At 53.7% G+C, this 23,060-nt stretch carries 26 protein-coding genes; 8 read left to right on the forward strand and 18 right to left on the reverse strand.

The window, feature by feature from the left end; all coding sequences use genetic code 11:
• From ACFSW5_RS02725 to ACFSW5_RS02735, 3 genes are all read right to left on the reverse strand, one after another.
• Window positions 1-1,104: a DgaE family pyridoxal phosphate-dependent ammonia lyase gene (locus ACFSW5_RS02725; RefSeq protein WP_379269496.1), complete on the reverse strand. Its 1,104-nt coding sequence runs from the start codon at window positions 1,102-1,104 to the stop codon at window positions 1-3.
• Complete coding sequence (locus tag ACFSW5_RS02730; RefSeq protein WP_379269498.1) at window positions 1,082-2,185, reverse strand: amidohydrolase/deacetylase family metallohydrolase; 1,104 nt, start codon at window positions 2,183-2,185, stop codon at window positions 1,082-1,084. The genes ACFSW5_RS02725 and ACFSW5_RS02730 overlap by 23 nt, the downstream gene beginning before the upstream one ends.
• Window positions 2,186-2,647: 462 nt before the next feature.
• Window positions 2,648-2,935: a YuiB family protein gene (locus tag ACFSW5_RS02735; protein WP_379269500.1), complete on the reverse strand. Its 288-nt coding sequence runs from the start codon at window positions 2,933-2,935 to the stop codon at window positions 2,648-2,650.
• A 174-nt stretch (window positions 2,936-3,109) separates the two neighbouring features.
• Between ACFSW5_RS02735 and hemQ the strand changes: the two genes are divergently transcribed.
• The gene (hemQ, locus tag ACFSW5_RS02740; protein ID WP_379269502.1) at window positions 3,110-3,853 is read left to right on the forward strand and encodes a hydrogen peroxide-dependent heme synthase; all 744 of its coding nucleotides are present in this window, start codon (window positions 3,110-3,112) and stop codon (window positions 3,851-3,853) included.
• Between the two features lie 147 nt (window positions 3,854-4,000).
• Here hemQ and ACFSW5_RS02745 read toward each other — a convergent pair whose 3' ends face one another.
• The 3 genes from ACFSW5_RS02745 to ACFSW5_RS02755 all read right to left on the reverse strand — a co-directional run bounded on the left by ACFSW5_RS02745 (window position 4,001) and on the right by ACFSW5_RS02755 (window position 7,481).
• On the reverse strand, window positions 4,001-5,839 hold the full coding sequence (locus ACFSW5_RS02745; protein ID WP_379269504.1) for a PAS domain S-box protein: 1,839 nt from the start codon (window positions 5,837-5,839) through the stop codon (window positions 4,001-4,003).
• Between the two features lie 179 nt (window positions 5,840-6,018).
• On the reverse strand, window positions 6,019-6,288 hold the full coding sequence (locus tag ACFSW5_RS02750; protein ID WP_379269506.1) for a hypothetical protein: 270 nt from the start codon (window positions 6,286-6,288) through the stop codon (window positions 6,019-6,021).
• On the reverse strand, window positions 6,288-7,481 hold the full coding sequence (locus ACFSW5_RS02755; protein ID WP_379269508.1) for an NAD(P)/FAD-dependent oxidoreductase: 1,194 nt from the start codon (window positions 7,479-7,481) through the stop codon (window positions 6,288-6,290). Before ACFSW5_RS02755 ends, ACFSW5_RS02750 begins: the two co-directional genes overlap by 1 nt.
• A gap of 386 nt (window positions 7,482-7,867) precedes the next feature.
• Between ACFSW5_RS02755 and ACFSW5_RS02760 the strand changes: the two genes are divergently transcribed.
• Together ACFSW5_RS02760 and ACFSW5_RS02765 are read left to right on the forward strand one after the other, a co-directional pair.
• Complete coding sequence (locus ACFSW5_RS02760) at window positions 7,868-8,842, forward strand: NAD(P)/FAD-dependent oxidoreductase (protein WP_379269831.1); 975 nt, start codon at window positions 7,868-7,870, stop codon at window positions 8,840-8,842.
• Window positions 8,843-8,977: 135 nt separating this feature from the next.
• Complete coding sequence (locus tag ACFSW5_RS02765) at window positions 8,978-9,217, forward strand: hypothetical protein (protein ID WP_379269510.1); 240 nt, start codon at window positions 8,978-8,980, stop codon at window positions 9,215-9,217.
• 37 nt (window positions 9,218-9,254) lie between these two features.
• Here ACFSW5_RS02765 and sda read toward each other — a convergent pair whose 3' ends face one another.
• From sda to ACFSW5_RS02780, 3 genes are all read right to left on the reverse strand, one after another.
• Window positions 9,255-9,416 carry a sporulation histidine kinase inhibitor Sda gene (sda, locus tag ACFSW5_RS02770; RefSeq protein ID WP_379269512.1) on the reverse strand — a complete coding sequence of 54 codons (162 nt, stop codon included), beginning with the start codon at window positions 9,414-9,416 and terminating at the stop codon, window positions 9,255-9,257.
• Between the two features lie 269 nt (window positions 9,417-9,685).
• Window positions 9,686-10,357 carry a YheC/YheD family protein gene (locus tag ACFSW5_RS02775; protein WP_379269514.1) on the reverse strand — a complete coding sequence of 224 codons (672 nt, stop codon included), beginning with the start codon at window positions 10,355-10,357 and terminating at the stop codon, window positions 9,686-9,688.
• A 321-nt stretch (window positions 10,358-10,678) separates the two neighbouring features.
• Window positions 10,679-12,826 carry a DNA topoisomerase III gene (locus ACFSW5_RS02780; protein WP_379269517.1) on the reverse strand — a complete coding sequence of 716 codons (2,148 nt, stop codon included), beginning with the start codon at window positions 12,824-12,826 and terminating at the stop codon, window positions 10,679-10,681.
• Window positions 12,827-13,100: 274 nt separating this feature from the next.
• On the opposite strand from ACFSW5_RS02780, the gene ACFSW5_RS02785 reads away from it, so the two are divergent.
• On the forward strand, window positions 13,101-14,264 hold the full coding sequence (locus ACFSW5_RS02785) for a metallophosphoesterase (RefSeq protein ID WP_379269519.1): 1,164 nt from the start codon (window positions 13,101-13,103) through the stop codon (window positions 14,262-14,264).
• A gap of 32 nt (window positions 14,265-14,296) precedes the next feature.
• Here ACFSW5_RS02785 and ACFSW5_RS02790 read toward each other — a convergent pair whose 3' ends face one another.
• The 3 genes from ACFSW5_RS02790 to ACFSW5_RS02800 all read right to left on the reverse strand — a co-directional run bounded on the left by ACFSW5_RS02790 (window position 14,297) and on the right by ACFSW5_RS02800 (window position 15,097).
• Window positions 14,297-14,533 (reverse strand): hypothetical protein, encoded by a 237-nt coding sequence (locus ACFSW5_RS02790; protein ID WP_379269521.1) that lies wholly within the window; start codon window positions 14,531-14,533, stop codon window positions 14,297-14,299.
• Window positions 14,530-14,718, reverse strand: coding sequence for a hypothetical protein (locus ACFSW5_RS02795; RefSeq protein WP_379269523.1), 189 nt, complete (start codon window positions 14,716-14,718; stop codon window positions 14,530-14,532). Before ACFSW5_RS02795 ends, ACFSW5_RS02790 begins: the two co-directional genes overlap by 4 nt.
• Before the next feature lie 127 nt (window positions 14,719-14,845).
• On the reverse strand, window positions 14,846-15,097 hold the full coding sequence (locus tag ACFSW5_RS02800; protein ID WP_379269525.1) for a hypothetical protein: 252 nt from the start codon (window positions 15,095-15,097) through the stop codon (window positions 14,846-14,848).
• Between the two features lie 557 nt (window positions 15,098-15,654).
• On the opposite strand from ACFSW5_RS02800, the gene ACFSW5_RS02805 reads away from it, so the two are divergent.
• Entirely contained in the window at window positions 15,655-15,921 is a 267-nt protein-coding gene (locus ACFSW5_RS02805) for a hypothetical protein (protein ID WP_379269527.1), read from the forward strand.
• A gap of 89 nt (window positions 15,922-16,010) precedes the next feature.
• Here ACFSW5_RS02805 and ACFSW5_RS02810 read toward each other — a convergent pair whose 3' ends face one another.
• From ACFSW5_RS02810 to erpA, 3 genes are all read right to left on the reverse strand, one after another.
• Window positions 16,011-16,823 carry an alpha/beta hydrolase gene (locus ACFSW5_RS02810; protein WP_379269529.1) on the reverse strand — a complete coding sequence of 271 codons (813 nt, stop codon included), beginning with the start codon at window positions 16,821-16,823 and terminating at the stop codon, window positions 16,011-16,013.
• 187 nt (window positions 16,824-17,010) lie between these two features.
• Window positions 17,011-17,511: a hypothetical protein gene (locus tag ACFSW5_RS02815; RefSeq protein WP_379269531.1), complete on the reverse strand. Its 501-nt coding sequence runs from the start codon at window positions 17,509-17,511 to the stop codon at window positions 17,011-17,013.
• 78 nt (window positions 17,512-17,589) lie between these two features.
• On the reverse strand, window positions 17,590-17,946 hold the full coding sequence (erpA, locus tag ACFSW5_RS02820; RefSeq protein ID WP_379269533.1) for an iron-sulfur cluster insertion protein ErpA: 357 nt from the start codon (window positions 17,944-17,946) through the stop codon (window positions 17,590-17,592).
• A 243-nt stretch (window positions 17,947-18,189) separates the two neighbouring features.
• On the opposite strand from erpA, the gene mqnE reads away from it, so the two are divergent.
• Together mqnE and ACFSW5_RS02830 are read left to right on the forward strand one after the other, a co-directional pair.
• Window positions 18,190-19,293 carry an aminofutalosine synthase MqnE gene (gene mqnE / locus ACFSW5_RS02825; protein ID WP_379269535.1) on the forward strand — a complete coding sequence of 368 codons (1,104 nt, stop codon included), beginning with the start codon at window positions 18,190-18,192 and terminating at the stop codon, window positions 19,291-19,293.
• 233 nt (window positions 19,294-19,526) lie between these two features.
• Window positions 19,527-20,594: an NAD(P)/FAD-dependent oxidoreductase gene (locus tag ACFSW5_RS02830; protein ID WP_379269537.1), complete on the forward strand. Its 1,068-nt coding sequence runs from the start codon at window positions 19,527-19,529 to the stop codon at window positions 20,592-20,594.
• A gap of 32 nt (window positions 20,595-20,626) precedes the next feature.
• Here ACFSW5_RS02830 and ACFSW5_RS02835 read toward each other — a convergent pair whose 3' ends face one another.
• Window positions 20,627-20,896, reverse strand: coding sequence for a YuzB family protein (locus ACFSW5_RS02835; protein ID WP_379269833.1), 270 nt, complete (start codon window positions 20,894-20,896; stop codon window positions 20,627-20,629).
• Window positions 20,897-20,986: 90 nt separating this feature from the next.
• On the opposite strand from ACFSW5_RS02835, the gene ACFSW5_RS02840 reads away from it, so the two are divergent.
• Window positions 20,987-21,229: a NifU family protein gene (locus ACFSW5_RS02840; protein WP_379269539.1), complete on the forward strand. Its 243-nt coding sequence runs from the start codon at window positions 20,987-20,989 to the stop codon at window positions 21,227-21,229.
• Window positions 21,230-21,369: 140 nt separating this feature from the next.
• Here ACFSW5_RS02840 and ACFSW5_RS02845 read toward each other — a convergent pair whose 3' ends face one another.
• Together ACFSW5_RS02845 and ACFSW5_RS02850 are read right to left on the reverse strand one after the other, a co-directional pair.
• Window positions 21,370-22,173, reverse strand: a complete 804-nt coding sequence (locus ACFSW5_RS02845; protein ID WP_379269541.1) for an SDR family oxidoreductase — start codon at window positions 22,171-22,173, stop codon at window positions 21,370-21,372.
• A gap of 19 nt (window positions 22,174-22,192) precedes the next feature.
• Entirely contained in the window at window positions 22,193-22,903 is a 711-nt protein-coding gene (locus ACFSW5_RS02850) for a Cthe_2314 family HEPN domain-containing protein (RefSeq protein ID WP_379269544.1), read from the reverse strand.
• Window positions 22,904-23,060: the final 157 nt, after the last annotated feature.

Raw genomic sequence — 23,060 nt, forward strand, 5'->3', positions numbered from 1 at the left:
TTATTCCCCTCCTGCGACGGCGCGAATTCGCGCCGCGATGACATGGATATCGTCGCCCGTCAGCGGGCGCGGATCAATATCGAAATAACCTTGGCGGACGCCGTAATCGCGGGTATAAATCGCAATCTCGCCTTCCCTCAGCGCGTCGTTCACCTGTTTCGCCGATAAGCCGGCCGATTGCTCGTCGATCTGAATGCGTCCGCGGTAAATCGCCCTTCCCGCTTCGTCCTGGACGATCGTCACTTTCACGCCCGGAATGCCGTTCAAGGGCATAAGCGCTTCAAGCGACGCTTTCTCCTCGGCGCTCCTGTCTTCCTTCGCCGTGTATTCGTCGAGCGCCTGCAGCAGGCCGAACGTCGTTTCTTTGCCTACTTTCATACTGCGCCCGATCCCGTGCAGCTGCACCTTGAGCCATTCGATATACTGCCGCTTGCCGCCGACGATGCCGGAGGTCGGCCCTTCGACCGCTTTGGAGCCGCTGTAGATGGCCAGATCGGATACTTTCACGTATTTCCGCAGATCTTCCTCGGCCGCCGCGTCCACGATAAGCGGAATGCTGCGGCGCTGCGCGATTTCCCATGCTTCTTCCACCGAAATCATGTTTTTCTGCACGCAATGATGCGACTTGACGTACAAGATGGCCGCCGTAAATTCGGTAATCGCATCCTCGATATGCTCCTTGCGTCCCTCGTTGGCATACCCGGCCTCCACAAGGCGGCCGCCGCCGAGCGCAACCATCGTTTCGACAGGCGCGCCGTATTGGACGTTATGACCCTTCAGCATAATGATTTCGTTTTTGGCGATGGGCTCCTGATGAAGCTTTTCGCTCCTGCGGCGGTTTCCTTCCGTCACGACGGCCGCGACCGACAGCGCGATGCCGCTGGATGCGGAGTTGACGACGACCGCGGCTTCCGAGCCGATGATGCGGGCGATATAATCGCCGGCCTTGTCGACGAGATCGGCGATTTCGACATATTGCTGTCCCCCGATTCTCATCGCTTCCATCACCGTATCCGTCGGGGCGGACACGCCGAGTATGCTCATTCTGCCGCTTGCGTTGATCACCCGCTTTAACCCGTATTTAGCATTCAATGAATTCGCCATCTACAATCGCTCCTTTAGGTTGAAGGGAAATATCGGCTTCGCGCCGCTCGCCCTCGGAATCGACAAGCACGGCTCTACCCCGCTTCAATGCAAACAATGTCAGGTTCGCTTTGTCGCCCTCCTGGATCCGCCCCAGCTCGGGGCGGCCGAGCCACTCGGCAGGCTTGGCGGTAACGGCGCCGATCACGTCCTCCAGACTGTAGCCAAGATGCAGAAATTTGGTCAACACGCTTGCCAGGCTGAAGACAGGTCCCCGCAGCCGGTTGCCGCGGTAAATATCGGTGCTGATCGTGTCGAACGAGATGCCGCACGCTTTGGCGTATTCCGCGGTACGGAACGAGAAGCTGGCGGTCCCGTGCCCGACGTCCAGCTTTACGCCGCGCCGAACGGCCGATAGCAGCTCGGGTTTGGGCTTGCCGTCGTCCGTAAACAGGCTGTTCGCTTTGCCGTGCAAATAATGCGTGACGATATCGTTCTTTTCGAGCAGGCCCAGCACTTCTTCGACGCGGGGCGGCGCCGAGCCGATGTGCACCATCAGCGGCAGCGAGGTTTCGTCGGACATCAAGCGGGCCAGAACAAGCGGCCGGATGCCGCTATCCTTGACGACGCTCCGGCTCATTCTCGCCTTCAGCCCGACGATAAAATCCGGGAACATGCGGACCGCTTCGGCCGCTTTGTCCCGGCGAATCCATTCCGGATTCGACAGCTCATCGACGCGTTCCAAGCCAATGGAAGAAATATTTAAAAAGGCAAACACTTTCGTCTTGGCCTTGCCCGAATGCGCAGCCAGGTCGGCAATCCGATCGGCGCCGCAGCTGCCGGCGTCCACGATGACGGTCACCCCCTGCTTGACGCCAATCTCGTCCGTATCGTCGCCGTAAGGCTGGAACTCGGAGAAAGCATGAACATGCATATCGATCCAGCCGCTCGACACGTACATTCCTCTACCGTCGAAGCCGTCCTCTCCTTCAACGGTGCCGGCTTCGGCAATCCGCCGGATATAACCGTCCTCGATTACGATATCGACGGCGGACGTCCGTCCGACAGGCAGCACATGCCGCACAACGATCCGTTGCTTCATTTCGGCCTCACCTCCCGCATTCCCTCTTGGACCTAACAATACAGTTAGCATAGCACAACGCTGGAGAATAGTAAATATAACGTTATAATGTTTATAAATCCAACCTTTTAGAAGGACTCTCCCCTAAATCCCCCTTGTCGTAAGGGGGACCCCAAGGGGCTTTGCCCCTGAAGGCCACCCCAAAAGGAAATAACGATACCCGCTTCCGAGACGCCCGTCCAGCCTTGCGTGCAATGAGCGCTTTCGTCCCTGCGGGACACGCTGCAAGTTTGACTGACGACAAGAAGTAATCCTGAGCTCAGTTCTCCTGAGCATATGGGATACTACCGGTAAGGTTGGAAAAACCCGGAAAATGAAACGCCCGAAGAACCGACTCTTTAAAATCTCGTATTTTTAAACAAAAAAAACGGCCCGTCTGCCCCGCAGCAGTCTTTAAGCCGTTTTCTCCCGAGTTCGTTATTCCTAAAACATTTTGTAGCCGCCGCGGCGCAACGCCCGAATCGCCCAGCCGCTTACGTAAGCGCCGATCAAAGCCCCGAACGCCGGCAGCAGATCGACGATCGTAAAAGCGGTAAAGTTGGCGGTTACCGACGCCGAGTCGTCCCAGGTCCACCAGATGCCCAGAGGGACAAGCACAATGATAAACAGATAAATTGGAAACCATGTCGTCTTCAGCAGCATATTGAGAATAAAGCCGATGCCGAACATCATGACAAAAAACAAAACCATGGCTACGATAAGTTGAATCATTTCCGCGTTAGTCCCCTTTCCAGCTTTAGAAAATAGTTTAAATAATGGAATAACGGAAGTCAATTCCTCGCGGCAGCGCTTTCGTCTTTTGTCACAAGACCGCCATTTGCTCTTATCGGAACGGTTACGATACAATTAGGATAGATATGACAGAATGAAAGGCGGGATTATACGATGAGTGAAGCAGCACAAACATTGGAAGGCTGGTACGCCTTGCACGATTTCCGCGCAATCGACTGGCAAGCCTGGCGCGAAGCCGACGACGACGTCCGCGCCCATGCGTTGGACGAGCTGAGCGGCTTCCTGCGGGAATGGGCTCAAACGGAGGAAAACAAGCAAGGAAGCACCGCCGTTTATTCCATTGTCGGACAGAAGGCCGACTTCGTCTTTATGCATTTGCGCGAAACGCTCGAAGAGCTTAACGATATGGAGACCGCATTCAACAAGACGCTGTTTGCCGGGTTTACGAAACCGGCTTATTCCTACGTAAGCGTAGTGGAGCTTAGCAATTATATGGGAGGCAGCGGCGACCCGATGGAAAATCCCGAGGTTGTCGCGCGTCTTAAGCCGATTCTGCCGAAAGCGAGCCATATTTGCTTCTATCCGATGAACAAGCGCAGGGAAGGAAGCGACAATTGGTATATGCTCGGCATGGAAGAGCGCCGCGCCATGATGAGAAGCCACGGCATGATCGGCCGCAAATACGCCGGCAAGGTGAAGCAGATTATTACTGGCTCGGTCGGCTTTGACAATTGGGAATGGGGCGTTACGTTGTTTGCCGACGATCCGCTCCAATTCAAAAAGCTCGTTTATGAAATGCGATTTGACGAAGTAAGCGCCCGTTACGGCGATTTCGGCGACTTCTATGTCGGCAATCTGCTGGACGAGAGCAAATTCGCGGCCATGCTGAAGCTGTAATCGATCCGGCCGCCAACGGCGCATGCGGATGATCATTGTACAAGCCCGGGCTGTAGCAAGCGAAGGAATTCATTTGTTTGCACAGCCCGGGCTTTATGTAGTGACCGGACAACGACAAATACCGTTTAGCAAATTATGTAAACGCATTCATATTTTATGGGAGGGCAACACGATTTCGACTCTCGTCCCTTCTTTTTCGCCGCTCGTAATCCGCATGCCGCCATGATGCGCTTCAACAATCCGGTTGCATATCATAAGGCCAAGCCCGGTTCCCTTTTCCTTCGTCGTCAGAAACGGTTCGCCGATTTTCGAAAGCAGCTCCGGCGGAATGCCGGTTCCGGTATCTTGGACGGCGATCAGAACGCGATTTCCCTCCATGTTTTTGACGGACAAAGTAACGCTCCCTCCGTGCGGCATCGCTTCGATGGCGTTTTTGACCAGATTGACGATGACCTGCTTAATCTGGTTCTCGTCGCACAATATCGCGGGAAGGCCGCTTTCCAGCTCCAGCCGGATCTCGACGCCGGCCATAATCGCTTGCGACTCGAGCAGCGAGTAGACGCCGGACACGATATGTTCGGCGCGGCTTTGTTTAAACTCGGCCGGCTGAGGCTTCGCCAGCGACATAAATTCGTCCACGATAAGGCTGATCCGGTCAAGCTCGTTCATCATGATGTCGAAATAATGCTTGTCGTCTGTCCGGTTCCGCGATTTCAACAATTGGGTAAAGCCTTTGAGCGCCGTAAGCGGATTGCGGATTTCATGCGCCACGCCTGCGGCCATTTGGCCGATCAGCGACAGCTTCTCGGATCGAACGAGCATCTCTTCCGATTTTTTCCGCTCCGTCAAATCGCGGATAACGGTAAGCAATACCGTCTTCCCCATGTAGTTGCGAATGCGGATCGTGGACATTTCCGCTTCGATCATTCGTCCGTCCTTGCATTTCAGCCGCCTCTCGAGGAAAGGCGAAGGCATGTCCGTTTCCATAATGCTCTTCATCATCGCGTCGGTTAAAACATGATCGTCTTCGTGCATGAAAGAGAAGATCGATTGGCCGAGCCACTCTTCTTCGCCGGAAAGACCCAACAGCTCGGCTGCCGAATTGTTGGCATAAAGAATAAAGCCCTGATCGGTCAGCACGATCGGCTCGGGTATAAATTTGATCAGCCGCTGATACATTTTGGACGACTCGAGCAGCTCGTTCTCCCGTTCTTTCTTGAACGTTACGTCGTGAAGCGTCCCGAGAATGGCAGGCTCCCCGTTGAACGTTACCAGCGTAAAGCTGCCTTCCAGATCGATAAATCGCTTGTCTTTCGTAATCCCCCTGCCGTTGAAGCTTACCTTCAGGTTTGGGCTGCCGTTGAATAACCGTTCCTTTAAATGAAGGAACTCCTCCTCCGCAAGGAATTCAAGAGGCCGCAATTGGAGAAAATGTTCGAGCGTATATCCGAGCACGTTCACCAAATAAGGATTGGCGTACAGTATTTTGTGCTCGTGTGCAAGAAAAACCCCCGCAACCGTGTTTTCAAGCAAATGATGGTATAAATTTTCCGTTTCGACAAGCGTTTTCTCGATTTTGTTGCGTTTGGATACATCCCGGATAATGAGTTGGACTGCCTTCTGTCCGTCGTATTTAATGATGCCGGCCGTCGCTTCGATATCTACCGGCTGACGGTCGAATCGAATAAGCTGCTGGTGATACAGCCTAAACGGGTCGTGCCCCTCCATCAAACCGTCGACCATCTCGAACATTGCCGGCAAAGTTTCGGGACGCAGAAACTGCATGATGGATTTGCCGATCAGATCCATGGGGCTGAAGGCCCCTATCAATTTTGCAGCCGAAGAGTTAGCGTACAGGATATGATAATCCGCGAAGACCACAAGAGCGTCAGGCAAAAGCTCGATCAAATGCCGGTAGCGCTCCTCGCTCTCCTGCAAACGGCTGAACGCCTGCTGCGTGCCGTGGATATTCATCCTCCTAATCACGATATCCCCTCCTTTTTTGCCCATAATTATCCATATAAAAACAGTTCCACGCTTGTTTCCCAACACCTTCTTGCCGCAAAAAGTTTACAAAAATTTATGTCAAACCGCCTTTGGCGGCAATAACAAAAGAACAAAAAACTTCCGCGCAGCTTAGGCCTGACACGGAAGTTCTCTCGGTATTATTCGTTTTCGTCCTCATCTTCGTCCATCTGAAGCGCAAGCCGCTTCTCTTCCAGATAACGCTCCGTAGCGCGGTCGCGCTCCCGGCCCTTCTCCTTCAAGCGTTCGATTGCCGGCTGAATGAGCAAATCGACTTCTTTCTGAACGATATAGGAAAGATCGTACCTCGACTGCGATTCCAAAAAAGAGCCGACCTCCATCAAGGCGTTATAGCGGTCAAGCTCCTCCCTCGTCAGCAACCCGCGAACTTGTACGCTGCAGTGCCGCATTAGAAAAACTTCCCTTTGCGCAGCACAAGCGGTATGCCGCCGATAATAAACAGATACCGGAGGTCGATCAGTTTTTTCAGCCAAGCCGCCGTGCGGCCTTTATATTTCTTTCCGAACGCAATGCCGATCGCTTCGCCTTTGCCAAGCGACGCAACAGTTCCTTTATTGCTGAACGCAAACGCTTTAAGCGGTTGATTGCGGATCGAAGCGACCAGATTGTGGGCGCATGTTACGCCCTGCTGCATCGCGATTTGCGCCGTCGGCGGGTATGGCCGCCCTTCCGGTCCGAATACGAGCGAATTATCGCCCAATACGTAAATATTGTCCATGCCCGGAACGCGCAAATGCTCGTCGACTTTAACGCGCCCGCGCATCGTCTCGATACCCGCTTCCTCGATCAGCCGGTTGCCGCGAATGCCGCCCGTCCAAATCACGGTGGCGGACTTGATCTCTTCGCCTTCGCCCACGACAACCCCGTCGGGCTTGCATTCTTTGATCGCCGTTCCGATTCGGAACGTAACGCCTTTCTTCGTCAGCACCTGCATGGCGTATTCGACCAGCTCGGAATCGAAACCGGGCAAAGCCGTAGGCGCGGCTTCGATATTATAAAGCTTCACCAGCGTCGGGTCGACGTCGAACTGCTTGCAAAGCTGCGGCAAGCGGTCCGAAAGCTCGCCAACGAACTCGATTCCGGTGAACCCGGCTCCGCCGACGACAAAGGTCAAATAATCCGTCCGATGCGGCTCTCTTTTGTACCGGGCAAATTGATATTCGATATGCTCGCGGATAAGGCGAACCGAGTTGATGCTGCGGATGTTCATCGCATAATCGCTAAGTCCCGGAATGCCGAACGTTTCCGGTTCCCCGCCAAGGCCGATGACCAAGTAATCGTAAGAGAGCGTTCCGTCCTCCAGAATCACCTTCCGGTCTTGCGGACGAATCTGAATGACGGTCGACTTTACGAAGTCGATCTTGAATTCGTCGATCAATTTGGAAATATTGACGCGCGCATTTTCCGGGTTATCCGTTCCCGCCGCCGGCATATGCAGATGCGTCGTAATATAATGATAGTCATGCTTATTGACAAGCGTTACGTCCGCTTCATTATAATTAAGCTCCTTCTGCAGCCGAAGTGCTGTAAGTATGCCGCCGTAGCCGGCTCCCAAGATTACAATTTTCGGTATGTTGCTCATTCCATGATCCCATCCAATCGTCTGCTTATTTCATCAGCCTCAATATGTGAAAAATCACACAAAACCAGCTAAACGATTGAGTCGGCATTTAGCAAGAATGTGTTGATGATATGATCCAATATAAAGATTTATAAAACGGCCGTCCTTTAAAAAGGCGAATAAGCCGTCTCCGTTTTCTTTCTATTATTTGGAGAAAAACGGGTATCCCGTTGTTACATCAGAATATTACCTATTTTTCTTTAAAAGTTCAAGGGTAAAATATACGAAAAAGTTTAGAGCCGTCTACAAACGGGAGGCTTTTTTCTTCGGGGCTTTAGGCTTATAATGAGAAAGAAAATCACATAACGGAGGTGCCTTTTTTGTCTAACATAGATTCTTCGCAAAATATGACGGACATTATCATTATCGGAGGAGGGCCGGCAGGCCTGTTTGCCGCTTTCTACGGCGGGATGCGCCATGCGTCGGTAAAAATCATCGAAAGCATGCCGCAGCTGGGCGGACAGCTCGCTGCGCTTTATCCCGAAAAATACATTTACGACGTTGCCGGTTTCCCGAAAGTAACGGCCCAGGAGCTGGTCGACCGGCTAAAAGAGCAGCTGAAGCTGTTCCAGCCCGAAGTTTGCTTGGAAGAAAAGGTGCTTCAAGTTAACAAAAAAGAGGAGCGGCTGTTCGAAGTTGTAACCGACCGCGGAACCCATTACGCCAAAGCCGTGATCATAACGGCCGGCGTAGGCGCGTTTGAGCCGCGCAGATTGGAAATTCCGGGCGCTTCCGATTACGAGAAGCAGAACCTCCATTATTTTGTCAGCGATCTGGGGCAATTCAAAGGGCAAAAAGTATTGATCAGCGGGGGAGGAGACTCCGCCGTCGACTGGGCGCTTATGCTGGAGCCGATCGCCGAAAGCGTAACGCTCGTCCATCGCCGCGACAAGTTCCGGGCGCATGAGCATAGCGTGGACAACTTGATGAAATCGTCGGTCAAGATCATTACGCCTGTCGAAATTACGGCGCTTCATGGAGAAGGCAAGATCGAGCAAGTGACGCTCACTCATGTGAAGACGCAAGAGGAAACGGTTGTCGACGTCGATGCGGTTATCGTTAACTTCGGCTTCGTTTCTTCCCTCGGACCGATATCGGAATGGGGAATTACGATCGAAGGCGGCTCTATCGTCGTCGATACAAGAATGGAAACGAATATTCCCGGCATCTTTGCCGCCGGCGACATTACGACCTATCCGGGCAAGCTGAAGCTTATCGCCGTCGGGTTCGGGGAAGCGCCGACCGCAATCAACAACGCGAAAGTGTATATCGATCCGACCGCGAAGCTGTCTCCGGGACATAGCAGCAACTTGAAGCTGTAGCTTGCAGCCGTTTGGCTTGAGACGTTTATAATACGGGTATAAAAGAAAACTTAAGGGTATCCTAAACTCGGCGATAATGGATAGCGCTGCTGCAATCGATGCAGCCTGGAAATTTGCTGTGGGAGGGACACCCTTATGTTTTGCCCGGTATGCAACGGAATGGAGCCGTTGACGGCGGTTTGCGCCAAATGCGGCAATACGGCCGACGATCTGGGGCGGATTACCGATTTAAAAGGACCTTATTCGCCTTACGAGCCGATTTCGGTCATGATGCACATCATGTTGGAAGGCGAGTGTGAGGGCATATGCAGGCATGTGTGCAGCTGCTCCCGCTGCCGCGATGTCTTTGAGGTCAATGTAGCGGAATGGCATTAGAAGCGCAGGCAATTCATGGAACGGCGAACGCTTGTCGTTAACGCTTAACCAGAACCGAGCGCTTAATGCTGAGCGCTTCAAGATTGATCTGCCGGCGTTTTAGTTCGGTTTGCAGCATTTGAATAAATTCGGGGTCTAGCTTGTATTGTACGGCTGCAAAGTACGTATCGACAAGCAGCTCGTCAGAAAGCAAATCCATCATCCACACATCCTTTCTCTCTAGTACTCCTCGTTACCTTCCTCATATTAACATGCAGCCAAAATATATAACAACTATGCAAATATTCACATCCAACTGTGGATAGCATGTGCATGATTTGTGAATATGAGTCGAATGTTGAGGAAAAAACGGTGTGGACGATGTGGATATCCTTATACACACCCAATTGCGCAACGCTCTCTATAAAAAACTTTAATTGCCCTCTATGAATCTATCAAACGAATATTTTAATGCCGTTAGCTATCGTTTCATTGAGGCCTCGTGTTCACTTCAAAAATCCATATTTTCCCGGATTTGTCGATGCCGTAATCGAATCCTAACTGGCCGATGCCGGGGTACCGCTGCTCAAGCACTTGCGTAGCCGTTTCCGTCAATCGCCGCATTTCCCGTTTTTTCGGATAAACTTGAGACGGCGACAGCGATCTTCGTATCCCTTCCGCCCCTTTCACCAGCGTCCCGCCTCGGCACAAGTTCGTAACAAACAACCCCTGGCGGGCGATGCGTCCTACGATGGCGCGATAACGCCAGCCGTCCCCCGTCTTCACGTACTTGACCCGGTAATCGATCGGCCGTCCGTTCACTTTCGCGAGCTCGATTCCTTTCTGAATCAAGTAGCTTTTTCCTTTGCGCAGCTTGTCAAGCGACGCTTTAAGCGCATGGAAGCTGCCGAACGATCTGCGGGCGGAATAATAAACATAGCTGTAAAGGCCGCCGCTTTTCAGCACTTTAATGACGCCGTGCCCGCCTGCTCCGACGATCGGCTTGATCACCACGGTCCCGTACTTATCCAGCATCGACTTCAGCGAAGCTCCCGAATAACGCTCCGTCGGAGGAATATGCGGCGCCAGTTCGGGATGCGAAAGCAGCGCGTTCGTTTTGGCCCATTTGCTGGCCAGCTGCCTGCTATGAAGCTCGACCATCTCTATCACGCTCCTTATCTGTATTGCTAGTAATAACATATGACAGAGAGACAGTTGTCTCTTGGATGATTGACGGTGGCTAGCAGCCTTAATTTAATAGGAACCGAGAGTTATCCCCACCGGACACCCCGAAAGGGCATAACTGTCACGCAGCCGTCTTCGACGACCAGTCGTGCGATCCCCCGTTCCGGTGCCCCTCCGCTCCTGAACAAAAGGGATATCGACCTAAAGCTCAACCTTAACGATGTTCTTCCTTCTACGGCTAAAGCCATTCCAATCACAAAAGCCGTTCCTTCGCCTCAAAGGAACGGCTTTTTTCGTTTAATCCTCGTTTTGCTTGGTCAATGCCGCTTTTAGTGCGTCGCCAAGGCTGTTCGAAAGGGTGACGTTATCGCTGTATTGGTCGATCAGCCGTTTTTGCTGGTGGCGGCTTATCCGTCCGCCGGATTTTTTGTCCTCCAGCATCTCGATCACGTTGCACGGACGGCATTGCGCATATTTGCCCGCCTTGCCGGTATGAATTTCCATCTTCTTGCGGCATTGCGGACAGCGCTTGTTCGACAGAACCGGCTCCGCCGCCCGGCGGTAGCCGCATTCGCGGTCGCTGCATACGAGCGATTTGCCCCGTTTGCCCTTCACCTCGAGCAGCGGCTTGCCGCATTCCGGGCAACGGGAATGCGTGACGTTATGCGGCTTGTATTCCTTCGTCTCGCGTTTCACTTCTTCCACCCATTTTATCGCCTGCTCGCGAATGCCGGACATAAACGCCGCCGGATTACCTTTGCCTTTTGCGATGCGCTCGAGCTCCCGCTCCCATTCGGCGGTCAGCTCCGGCCTTTGCAGCTCGTCCACCACGAGCTCGATAAGCTGCTTGCCTTTGCCGGTCGGCACGAGCCGGTTCTGCTGCCGTTCGATGGTCTCGGTTCCGAGCAGCTTCTCGATAATATCCGCCCGGGTCGCCGGGGTGCCCAGTCCGTGCTTCTCCATGCGCGTAAGCAGCGCAGCCTCCGTATAACGGGCCGGAGGGGTCGTTTGAAGCTCCTTCAGCTGCACCTTCCCTTCCGGCAGAGAGTCCCCTTCCCGAAGCTCGGGAAGCAGCTGCTCCGGCTCGCGTTCGGACTCCTCTTCGTCCTCCTCGAAGTCCGCGCTCCCCGCCGGTCCCCCGGCGTACGCCTCTTTCCAGCCAAGCTCCTTCTGCATGCGCCCCTTCGCATGGAGACGTTCGGAGCCGGCCGCGACCGTTACGGTTGTTTCGGCATATCGGTACGGCGGATAAAACAAGGCGATAAAACGGCGAACGATCAAATCGTACAGCTTGCGCTCGTCGGCGCTTAGAGCGGTCAGGTTGACGAATTGCTCCGTCGGAATAATGGCATGGTGATCGCTCACCTTGCTGTCGTCCACGAGCCGCTTCGTAATCGGCAGCGAACCCCGGAGCAGCTTGCGCGCGAGCGGCGCGTAAGGGCCGACCGCGACGCTTTCGAGCCGCCCTTTCAAAGTCGGCACCATATCGCTTGGCAAATAACGCGAATCGGTCCGCGGATAAGTGACCAGCTTATGCTGCTCGTACAGCCTTTGCAGCACGCTTGACGTCTGTTTGGCGGAGAAGCCGAGCCGCTTGTTAGCGTCCCGCTGCAGCTCCGTCAAGTCGTAGGCCAGCGGATGCGGCTCTTCTTTCTCGACGGTGCGAAGCTTCTCGACCTTCGCCGGCCGTCCTTTCAGCCGCGAGACGACCGCGTCGGCTTCCTCCCGGCTCCACAGCCGGCCGTCCGGCGACGTTTCCGAACGCCACCGGGCGGTCAGGCTCCCGTACGAAGCTTGGATCGTCCAATAAGGCTTCGGCCGGAATTGGCTGATCTCCCGCTCGCGCTCCATCAGAATAGCCAGCGTAGGCGTCTGTACCCGTCCGGCAGCCAGCTGCGCATTGTATTTCACCGTTAACGCCCTCGTAACGTTAAGGCCGATCAGCCAATCCGCTTCGGCGCGGCAAACGGCGGAAGCATACAGATGATCGAACTCGTTGCCGGGCCGCAGGGCGTTAAAGCCGTCGCGGATCGCCTTGTCCGTCTGGGACGAAATCCACAGCCGCTTGAACGGCTTCCGCCAATGAACGAGCTCCATAATCCATCTCGCGACAAGCTCTCCTTCGCGGCCGGCATCCGTCGCGATAATAAGCTCGCCGATATCCTTGCGTCGGCACAGATCGGCTACCGCCCGATATTGATGGGAAGTTTCCTTCAGCACCTTCAAATTCATCTTGGGCGGCAGGATCGGAAGATCTTCCAGGCTCCACGTTTTGTATTTGCCGTCGTAATCTTCGGGTTCGGCCAGCGTAACCAGATGGCCCAGCGCCCAAGTGACGACATATCGGGGACCTTCGATATAGCTTTTATGTTTTTGCCCGCAGCCAAGCACGCGCGCGATTTCTTTGGCGACGCTCGGCTTTTCGGCTAATACCAGCGATTTCATCTATTAACCTCTCCATTTCCATAGCAAACTGAACCGATTCTCGATGTCCTGTCAAAAGACGAACCGTTCCGGAGCATTTCAGTATCGATCCTATTATTTCAAAAAAACGCAAAAAAACTGTTCCCGTTTGCTATCCATTATCCCGCGAACCGCCGCCAAAAGTCAAAGCCGGCCGTCTTGTCCCGTTTTCACAATAACATCATTTTACCGCCTTTAAGACGGTGTGTTATAGTAATCTGCGTCAAAGTCATTTCGAACATAAGGAGGCTTGCCTATGTTGAAGCCCAAATTAGCCGGCATGATCGCTTCGTTCCTGATCGCATACGGACTGCTGGTCTGGTATATCGGCTGGAACGGCTGGGTCTACCTGAACACGCTGTTCGAGCTTGAGAATCGGGGAGTTTACGCCGCGGTTATCGTCCTTATCGCCATTTCCTATTTAATCGGCCGGGCGGGCCAATCCGTATCCGGTTTTGGCATCGGCCTTGCCGCAAGAGTATTCAAATTAATCGGCTCGTATTGGTTCGCCGTGCTGGAATATGCGCTGCTGCTCCTTCCGGTCGCCAACATCGCCGCCCTTATACTCAAGACGCTTGGCGTAACGTCACGGCAATACGTCATCGTAGTCGGCACGATCGTCATTCTAATGCTTGGCGCGCTGCTAATCCGGGGTTCGTGGAACGCCTGGACGCCGGCGGTGCAAACGTACCGCGTAACCGTCAATAAGGATGCGGGCGGCCGGAAAAAGCTGCGAATCGCCGTCGCGTCCGACATTCATCTCGGCACGATCGTCGGCAACCGGCATTTGAAGCGGCTCCTGAAGGAGCTCGACCGCATGAAGCCCGACCTGATTTTGCTGCCGGGGGACGTTATCGACGACGATATCGAGCCCTATATCCGCAACAACATGTCCGAATACATGCGCAAGCTTAAAGCTCCGCTGGGCGTATACGCCGTTCTCGGCAACCATGAATATATCGGAGGGCACATCCCCCGTTACGTCGAAGAGATGAAGGCGATCGGGATTCGGGTGCTGATGGACGAAAGCGTCCTCGTAGACGACAGCTTCTATATTATCGGACGCAAAGACTTGTCCGCCGGCCGCACGCCGGAGGGACGTCTCTCGACCGCCGAGCTTGCAGCCGGGCTTGACGAAAGCCGCCCGCTAATCCTGATGGATCATCAGCCGTCCGATTTGGACGAATACGCCGAAGCCGGCATCGATATTTCGTTATCCGGCCATACGCACCGGGGACAATTCGCTCCCAATCACTGGATTACGAGGCGGCTCTTCGAGCTTGACCACGGCTATCTCCATAAGGGAAGCCTGCATGCGATCGTATCCTCCGGCTTCGGCACCTGGGGACCTCCGGTAAGAATCGCCAGCCGGTCCGAAATCGTGCAGGTCGAAGTAACGTTTGAACCGCCGGCTCCATGACCCGTTCCGCTCAAGGCCCGGAGCCGCGCATATTAGCTTGAACGAATGCCCCGCGCCCGCAGCATGTTTTGGATGGCGGGCAAATTCCCTTCCCGTATCGCTGCCGACAGCTTCCTTGCAAAGGCCGGCTGCGCGGCGGCAGCGAGGAACAGCTTGCGGGACTCTTCCGGCGTCAGCCGGAGCGTCAGGCTGTACGGGTCGGGAAACACGCGGTCGGCCTTAACGGAAACGACGTCCTTCCGAAGCGAAGGACGTTTTTTTTGATTCATGTCAATACCGCCTTTATCGAATTCAAATCGACTCGGAGAAATAAGCTCCCGCCCACCAAAAATATCGCCGTATTGCCGATTAACCCTTCAAACTTCGCGAACAGAAATCCGGAAGAGTCGAACCATACGAACATGTTGGTCCCCGGCGGCACGCCTTGCAAAATGGAGCTTGGCATCGGCTGCAAAAGCCATCACCCTTTTGCCCGTTATAGTTCCATACTATGCAGTCGTTAGCCTAGCCGTCCCTTCCCGGACGCAAGATTATGTAAGAAGCCGCCTGAAGCAGGGCGGCATTCGGTTACTGCTTGACATTTAGATGCTTACAGAATTAATGGAAGTTAAACGGATACGCGTAATCCCGGCAATGGTTGTACCTCCAGCGTTAACTACATTTGTAAAGAGCGCGTTCCCGAGTGTGTCCACGCCTTGAAAAGTCCCTTGCCATAACCCTAATACCCCGCCACCGTCAAATTGAAATGCAACTGGAGTCCCTGGATTAAGAGTAAGCAAAAATGCAGCGGCAGTGTTTAAAACGGTTCTAATATGACCTGAGTCTTTGTTCATTTGTGTGCCTCCTCCCTCTTACAGATAGTACTAGTTTATTATTTTCCGAGATTGACTGTTTGGACGAATAGATTAGTATATTCGCATAATCTTGCGCTTTTGCCGGGACGTGAAGTTGCGCTTTCGGGCTTGCCTGATAGGGAAACCGGCTCTCTGAAATATGCGATTGACCGTAACGGAATATCATCGGAATTAATAGAATAATAGTGTTCAGGAGCGACTGACATTGCTTCACCTTATTCCGCTGAAGTGGACGATGCGGATGCATAACGCGAACAGGGGCAAAAAAACGATGGAATCAAACGGGATATCCATAACGTTCATTAACGGGTCATCGATCGTAACCGAGTCCTCCTGGACGCCAAACTGCAGTCCGAATGCCGCCCGCCCGCTTTATGCCTTATTTCATCGGTTCCGCCTTCCTTGTCCCTGGATCACCGACTGACTTTAAGGGACAACCGATCTTTGAAGTATTGCAATTGGAGAAGGAGTCTATAGCATGTCCCGCTCTATTTGCATACGATATTATTACTTGAATAGAAAGGAGTGGAACGCGAATGGATATAGTGTCATTCCTGCAGTCGCGTGCCGAAAGCTTGCTTCCTGTTACAATTGAAAGAGCCGATAACAACCGAGTTATTTGCGGAACAGTTGCCTTTGTCGCCGGCACGTCTACTGGTACCACGACTGGACTCATTAACGCAGGCACAACAACCAATGGACTCATTAATGCAGGGAACAACACAGGAAATGCTTCCGTGGGAATCGCGTATGACGGCCGCATCGTTATCATTCCGATTGACAAGATTAATCAAGTCTATTAATCATCCGAAGCAACCCCGCAAGAAAAAAGACCACGTTCTGTAAAATACAGCCGCGGTCTTTTTTGCTATTATGAAACGGTTTTCTTGTATCAGCCGGAATAAGAATCGATAAATCCGCGTCTGCGCAGCCAACGCTCGCACAACATGGGCCAGGTGCTCGTCTCCGGCTCGGCTTCGGCCAATCCCAGGCCGTGGCGTCCGCTTTCGTAGACATGCAGCTCATGGGGCACGCGGTTTCGGCTTAAAGCCGCCGCAAACATCAAACTGTTCTCGACAGGAACGGCTCCGTCGTCCGCGGTATGCCACAAAAAAGCGGGCGGCGTATCGGCCGCAACCTGCTTTTCGTTCGAAAGCAGCTCCACAAGCTCTTCGGGAGCGTCCTCGCCGAGCAGATTGACGCGCGATCCGTCGTGCCGGTATTCGCCCAATGTGATAACCGGATAACAAAGCACCATTAAATCCGGCCGGCTGCTGAATCTTTCCAACGGATCGGCGCTTTCGGCGTCCCCCGGGTCATGATGCGTTCCGACTGTCGATGCAAGGTGTCCTCCCGCCGAAAAACCGAGAATGCCTACCCGGCCCGGATCGACGCCGAATTCGGCGGCTCTGCTCCGGACAAGCCGGACGGCTCGCTTCGCGTCGTTCATCGGAACCGGATGCTTGTGAGGCGCAACGCGATAGTCCAGCACGAAAGCTTGAATGCCGATTCGGTTCAGCCATTCGGCAATCGGCTTGCCTTCATGCTCGGCCCTCATCCCGTAGCCGCCGCCCGGGAAGACGATAACGGCGGAAAGCGGCTTGTCCGCCTGCAGCAAATACGGCGTAACCGTTGCTTTTTCCCCGTTGAGCGATTCCCCGTTTGGATGCCCCTCCGGCCATATTTCGATCGGTTTACGATTCATCGCGAAAATTCCCTCTTCCTTTTATATATGTAATAATGTTTGCGCTTACTTTCTTATTTCGGCGTCCGCCCGGTTAAGTCCTTTCGCATAATGTACCAGCCACTGTGAGACTCCCCTTCCGGCAAATTGCGCGCAGCGGCCGCTTCGCCAGCCGCAGGCAAGAACCGTGCCCCCGAGGGACTCCTCCTTAAGCTTCGATAAATTGCCCTTCGTTCGCACGGACATAACCGTTCATGGCCTCGATCATCGCGGTCGATTCCGTTCGATAGCGCTCGTATAACGAAACGATCGTTTGCCGCAATACGGGGTCAGCGTCCAAATCCGACGCTGTCGCTTTACGCCATCCGTCTGCGGCCGGCCCGTTTACGGCCCTTACCGCCTCCTCCAGCCCCTCGTACACCCGGCACAGCTCCGGACGGTTGAAAAACAAGCTTGCTTTTTTGATCTCGTCCCAAGCCGGAAGCTCCGCGATGAAGTAATACGCGAACCAATAGCATTCGGCCTCGGAACGGGCATGATTATGATAAATGTAAAACATCCACAGCGCTTTTTGCCCTTCATTCAGGTTCCGATAGACGGACGCCTTTTGGGCCTCGCTTTTTCCCCGCAGCGGTTCAAGAAACGGGGCCACGCATAACCAAGAGAGCCTGCTGTCGTTTAAATCCGAGCCGTCAAGCCGTACCCGCACCTTGCACCTCCTTTCCGTCAGCAAAAAAAGGCATACAAAGTCCATTCACTTTGCATGCCTTCCCTCCGTTGTGTTCGATTAGCAATCGCTGTCCGGTTTGCCCGCAGCCGTGGCCGTGCGGAACGACGAGCCGCAGCCGCAAGTCGCGATCGCGTTCGGGTTGTTCATCGTAAAGCCGCCGCCCATCGCGGATTCCTTCCAGTCGATCTCGAGGCCGACCAAATATTTGCTGCTTTCTTCGTCGACGACGACTTTTACGCCGTTCATCTCGAACGATTGGTCTCCCGCTTGCAGCTCGTCGTCAAAGCCCATGCCGTAGGAAAAACCGGTGCAGCCGCCTTCCTTCACGCCGATACGCAGGAACAGGGCCGGGTCTCCTTCCTGCTCCAGCATTTCTTTTATTTTATCGGATGCCGATTCACTGATCGTGATCATGCGTATCCCTCCTCATCGTCATGCTTGGTTTCAGTATACTCCTATTCGTCCGGCCGCTCAAGAGACGGGCGTCAATGCCATTTAAAATTGCTTGCCGAATTTTTAGAGCGAGGTTTATAATAGGGAGCGAACTTCATACTTGCGGGATGTATATGTTACTTTTTTCACAAAGTCTTAAAAATTGCTCGGATTCGGGAACGCGACAATGGTTCAAATACCGGAACAAGGAGGGTGTTGCTTGAGATGAACATAATCGTGCCCACGGCGGACAGCCGGATGCTTGCCATTAAGGAGAAAGTCCGGAACGGCGAGCGGCTTACTTTAGAGGACGGCGTTTTCTTATATCAGTCGGACGATCTTCTTAGCATCGGACAAATGGCCAATGAAGTAAACCTGAAAAAGAACGGAAAAAAGGTTTATTTTATAGAAAACATGAGCTTGTATTTCACCAACGTGTGCGAAGCCCACTGCGCTTTCTGCAATTTTCGCAAGGATGAGGGGCAGGAAGGCGCCTACACGTTAAGCGGACAGCAGATGGTCGAGTACGTCAGCCAGCATTATCATCCCGGCGTCCGCGAATTTCATATCGTCGGCGGTCATAATCCGCATGTGCCGTTCCAATATTACATCGATTCGCTTAAAGCGCTCAAGGAGGCGTTCCCGGAAGTTACGCTTAAGGCTTACACCGCTGCGGAAATCGATTTTTATTCCCGCATCAGCGGGCTGAGCTACCGCGAAGTGCTGCAGGAGCTGATGAAGGCCGGTCTGGAGTCGCTCACGGGCGGCGGAGCAGAAATATTATCCGACCATTACCGCAAAAAAATGCGCGTCGAAAAAGCGGACGTCTCCCAATATTTGCAGGTGCACCGCACCGCCCACGAGCTTGGCTTAAAGACGCATACGACCATGCTCTACGGCGCGATCGAGACTCATGAAGACCGGATTCGCCATATGATGCAAATCCGGGAGCTGCAGGACGAAACGGGCGGCTTCCTGGTCTTCATCCCGTTGTCGATGCAGCCGATAAATCCTAGAGCGGGCATTCGCCGCCGCAATTCCGCATTTGAAGATTTAAAAACGATCGCGATCAGCCGTTTGATGCTTGACAATTTCAATCACATTAAAGCGTACTTCATTAACATCGGCACGCAGCTGACGCAGGTGTCCTTGACGATGGGGGCATCCGACGTTCACGGTACGATCGTCAAAGAACGGATCAGCCACTCGGCGGGCGCTTTGACTCCCGAAGGCATTACGCGCGAAGATTTGGTATGGCTCGTCAAAGGCGCGGGCCGCATACCGGTCGAGCGGGATACGTTCTATAACGAGATCAAGGTATTTGAGTAATGTTGTACGGCGGGGGCATATTACAATAAAAGCTCCCGAACCAATATGTTAAAACCTCTGACGAGGCCATTCGAAGATGAGCGACCGCGTTTAGAGGCAGGTTTTATCGCCAAATAGAATTTATTACTCCGATATGCTCGGAAATTCTATTGTGGTGGAAAAACAGGAATATCGCCCTTGGCTTAAAGGGCGGTATTGCCATGTTAACATCCAGAGTGGAGAGGTATATAAAGATGAAGAAACTAGTTGTTTTGGGAGGCGGCTACGGCGGTCAAGCGATCGTTTCGGACCTGGTCGACAAGCTGCCGTCAGACGTCAGCATGACGCTGATCGACCGCATGCCGTTTCAAGGCTTGAAGACCGAATATTACGCGCTTGCCGCGGGAACGGCTTCCGACAAGGAGCTTCGCGTCTCCTTCCCGAAAGACCCGCGCCTTACGCTTGCTTTCGGCGAAGTGACGGGAGTGGATCTGGAGAACAAGCTCGTCATACTGGAAGATCAGGATCCGATATCCTACGATTGGCTTGTTATCGGCCTCGGCTGCACGGACAATTACCATGGAATCGAAGGGGCGGAGCAATATTCGACAAGCATCCAGACCTTCTCTTCGGCGCGCAAAACGTATCAATTGCTTAACGATTTGAAACCCTATGGTCAAGTATCCGTAATCGGCGGCGGCTTGAGCGGCGTCGAAATCGCGGCGGAGCTCCGGGAAAGCCGGCCCGACCTCAATATCCGCATCATCGACCGCGGACCAAGCGTCATGTCGGCATTCCCGGGCAAGCTTCAGCATTTCGTGGCCGAATGGTTCCGCCAGCACGACGTCGAGATGCGCGGACATATTTCGCTATACAAGCTGGAAGACGGCATTTTGCATGACGCCAACAATCCGTCGACCCCGATTTATACGGACGTCACGGTATGGACGGCGGGCATCCAGCCGGTTAAGCTCGTTCAGGACATGAATCTGCCGAAGGACAAGCAAGGACGCCTGATCATCAACGAATACCATCAGCTTCCGAGCCATAACGACGTTTATATCGTCGGCGACTGCGCTTCCCTGCCGTTCTCGCCAAGCGGCCAGGTAGCCGGCGTGCAAGGCAAGCAAATCGCCGAAGTGCTGCATGCGATCTGGAACGACCGGACGCCGAAGCTCGGCAAGATTCATTTGAAAGGCACGATGGGTTCGCTCGGCAAAAAATGCGGCTTCGGCTTAATGGGCGACTTGACGATGAAAGGCAGAATTCCTCGCTTGATCAAAAGCGGTGTGCTCTGGAAATCGAAACGCCACTTCGGTTAATGCGGGAGGCTTCAAGCTTTCGGACAATCGGCTTATAGATCGTCAAGCAGCTTGTCCAAAGCTTCGTTCTGCTCCTGCTGCCGTTTCACGGTCGCGATAATATTGTCCAGCAATTGCTCCGGCGTTTCGGCCGAGACGATTTCGCCTTCGACGATCGCGTAAGGCATCATGTAGCATTCGCCGCAGTTACCGAGGCAGCCGTATTCGATCACGTCATATTTGTCGTCTTGTTCCAGCAGCTTCACGATTTTATCCGTGCCGTGATGCATATTGCTTGCGCAAAACTCGATTAACGGTTTAATCATTTGGATCACCTTGCTTTTTCTTAAGTTGATATCCATTTTCAATTGACTTACTTTGTACTATAATAGGGGAGAAAGGAGATGAATGCAATGAGTGATCAATCCCAAGTCATGTACGATGAAGTATTGGACGTACTCGATAAGCTTCGCCCGTTCCTTCAGCGCGACGGCGGAGACGTTGAACTGGTCGACGTCGAAGACGGCATCGTCAAGCTTCGCCTGATGGGCGCTTGCGGCAGCTGCCCAAGCTCCACGATTACGCTCAAAGCGGGTATCGAACGCGCCCTTTTTGAAGAAGTGGAAGGCATACAGGAAGTTGTACAAGTATTTTAATGTGAAATACTTTTTTGCGGTATACCGGAAGAGTCTTGCCGACAGCCGAAAAGGTTGCGGGCAAGACTCTTTTTGTTGTTATGGCTCGATCCAAGCGCAGACGGCTTCCGCCGTCCTATTTTTAAAAAAACCTCTGTTCTCTACCGGGGGCGGAACAACGCCTGATTGGCCGCTTCATGAATATTGGGCCGGATCGGGTCGTATCCTCCCGTCACGTCGATTACGCTGCCCGTTATAAAATCCGAGCGCATGCCGCATAAAAACAACACGACCCGCGCGATATCCTCGCCCGTTCCCGGGCGCCCGGCGGACCCTTCCAAGCCGGCGGCTGCCACGTCGTCAATGCCTTGCTCCTTATGCAATCCCCGGATATCGCCCGGGCCGATCATATTGACGGTGATGCCGTTCGGGGCTTCTTCCGCCGCAAGCGACTTCGTAAACGAAACAAGCCCCGTCTTGGCCGCCGCATAAACTGCGCGGTGCGGCCAAGCTCTTGCCTCGCCCGCATGGCCGAAGCCAAAGTGGATGATTCGCCCCCATCTGCGCCGGCGCATCTCCGGCAGGACGCGCCGGTCAAGCAGCATGGCGCCAAGCAAATTGCCGTTTACAAGCCTCGCGATTTCGGCGGTTTCGTAATCGGCGAACAGAAGACGCTCCCGCACGAACGGTCCGGCGTTGTTGATCAGAATATCGATGCCTCCCGACCAAGCGAGCGCTTCGTCCGAAAGCTTCTCGGCCCCTTCCGCGCTTGCGATATCGCCTTGCACGGCGGCAGCCCGTACGCCCATCCGCTCCAGCCGCTCTTGCAGGTCAAGCGCCTCCCGTTTGCTCGAGTTGTAGTTGAGAACGATATTAGCCCCTTGCGCCGCGAGCATAAGCGCTACGCGTTTCCCTAAGCCTGACGCGCTTCCCGTTATAAGCGCGGTCTTCCCCATCAGCTCCAAAGGCCGCTCCCTCCCCATGCTATTGCCGGGTACGAAGCCAGTCGCATGCGAACCGAAAACAGATGATGAGCGAATCCACGACGAGCTCCATCCCTACACTCAAATCATAGGCCTGAGCGGAAATATTTTCAAGCTTCGGTTCTTCCTCCGGCAGCCGGCGTCTGAACGCCAAATCGTCGACCATCTCCGCGTTCATATAATGAATTTCCGTATTCCGCCGTTTCCGAAGCCGGTTCGTGGCGTCCTTCGTCCGGATTTTCACTTCGTCGAGAAGCTTCGTCAGCTCGGGGTGTACATTCCGGTCTCTCATGTTGCGCAGCACGGTAAAATATGAAAAATGCGGCTTGATCCGCTCGGTATGAAGCTCCAGCATATCGTTGAGCAGCGTCCCCAGCTTGTCCAAAATGGCAAACAACCGGATGAAGCCGTTTTTGTCGAAATAAAGATACCGATGATAATCGTCCAGCTCCTGCTCGCTCATCTCGCTTACGGAGGCCGAACGGATGCGCTCCTTGAACCGAAGAGCCGCATAATGGCTTTGCTCCAGCTCGTCCAGCGATACGATCAGCCCTTGCGTCCATATTTCGTATTTGCGAAGCGCAAGATCCTTATCTTGTCCGTTATCCGCCCGTTCGCCGGCCAAGCTTGCAAACCGCTCCATGAGCCGATAGGCTTCCAGCAGCTTGCCGCCCGCCTCCCGCTTCGGTTCGCCGAACATAAATCGAAGCATTCGACCACATCCTTCATCGAGATTCGCTTCTCCCAATTATGGCCGTTTCCGGGCTGGACCATGCTCGAATGCCGCTTATCTTGCAAAGGCTCCGAAAGAGGTTGTGCCAAAGTACTCGTTCCACCGCTTGTCGACCAGCTGCACGATATCTTCGCGC

This window comes from Paenibacillus thailandensis (assembly GCF_042685365.1).
Classification (GTDB): Bacteria; Bacillota; Bacilli; order Paenibacillales; family Paenibacillaceae; genus Paenibacillus_AP; species Paenibacillus_AP thailandensis.

Excerpts from the sequence above, each read along its gene's own strand:
- ACFSW5_RS02725 (WP_379269496.1), bottom strand. The coding sequence starts at position 1,104 with ATGGCGAATTCATTGAATGCTAAATACGGGTTAAAGCGGGTGATCAAC.
- ACFSW5_RS02730 (WP_379269498.1), bottom strand. The coding sequence starts at position 2,185 with ATGAAGCAACGGATCGTTGTGCGGCATGTGCTGCCTGTCGGACGGACG.
- ACFSW5_RS02735 (WP_379269500.1), bottom strand. The coding sequence starts at position 2,935 with ATGATTCAACTTATCGTAGCCATGGTTTTGTTTTTTGTCATGATGTTC.
- hemQ (WP_379269502.1), top strand. The coding sequence starts at position 3,110 with ATGAGTGAAGCAGCACAAACATTGGAAGGCTGGTACGCCTTGCACGAT.
- ACFSW5_RS02750 (WP_379269506.1), bottom strand. The coding sequence starts at position 6,288 with ATGCGGCACTGCAGCGTACAAGTTCGCGGGTTGCTGACGAGGGAGGAG.
- ACFSW5_RS02755 (WP_379269508.1), bottom strand. The coding sequence starts at position 7,481 with ATGAGCAACATACCGAAAATTGTAATCTTGGGAGCCGGCTACGGCGGC.
- ACFSW5_RS02760 (WP_379269831.1), top strand. The coding sequence starts at position 7,868 with ATGACGGACATTATCATTATCGGAGGAGGGCCGGCAGGCCTGTTTGCC.
- ACFSW5_RS02765 (WP_379269510.1), top strand. The coding sequence starts at position 8,978 with ATGTTTTGCCCGGTATGCAACGGAATGGAGCCGTTGACGGCGGTTTGC.
- sda (WP_379269512.1), bottom strand. The coding sequence starts at position 9,416 with ATGGATTTGCTTTCTGACGAGCTGCTTGTCGATACGTACTTTGCAGCC.
- ACFSW5_RS02775 (WP_379269514.1), bottom strand. The coding sequence starts at position 10,357 with ATGGTCGAGCTTCATAGCAGGCAGCTGGCCAGCAAATGGGCCAAAACG.
- ACFSW5_RS02780 (WP_379269517.1), bottom strand. The coding sequence starts at position 12,826 with ATGAAATCGCTGGTATTAGCCGAAAAGCCGAGCGTCGCCAAAGAAATC.
- ACFSW5_RS02785 (WP_379269519.1), top strand. The coding sequence starts at position 13,101 with ATGTTGAAGCCCAAATTAGCCGGCATGATCGCTTCGTTCCTGATCGCA.
- ACFSW5_RS02790 (WP_379269521.1), bottom strand. The coding sequence starts at position 14,533 with ATGAATCAAAAAAAACGTCCTTCGCTTCGGAAGGACGTCGTTTCCGTT.
- ACFSW5_RS02800 (WP_379269525.1), bottom strand. The coding sequence starts at position 15,097 with ATGAACAAAGACTCAGGTCATATTAGAACCGTTTTAAACACTGCCGCT.
- ACFSW5_RS02805 (WP_379269527.1), top strand. The coding sequence starts at position 15,655 with ATGGATATAGTGTCATTCCTGCAGTCGCGTGCCGAAAGCTTGCTTCCT.
- ACFSW5_RS02810 (WP_379269529.1), bottom strand. The coding sequence starts at position 16,823 with ATGAATCGTAAACCGATCGAAATATGGCCGGAGGGGCATCCAAACGGG.
- erpA (WP_379269533.1), bottom strand. The coding sequence starts at position 17,946 with ATGATCACGATCAGTGAATCGGCATCCGATAAAATAAAAGAAATGCTG.
- mqnE (WP_379269535.1), top strand. The coding sequence starts at position 18,190 with ATGAACATAATCGTGCCCACGGCGGACAGCCGGATGCTTGCCATTAAG.
- ACFSW5_RS02830 (WP_379269537.1), top strand. The coding sequence starts at position 19,527 with ATGAAGAAACTAGTTGTTTTGGGAGGCGGCTACGGCGGTCAAGCGATC.
- ACFSW5_RS02840 (WP_379269539.1), top strand. The coding sequence starts at position 20,987 with ATGAGTGATCAATCCCAAGTCATGTACGATGAAGTATTGGACGTACTC.
- ACFSW5_RS02850 (WP_379269544.1), bottom strand. The coding sequence starts at position 22,903 with ATGCTTCGATTTATGTTCGGCGAACCGAAGCGGGAGGCGGGCGGCAAG.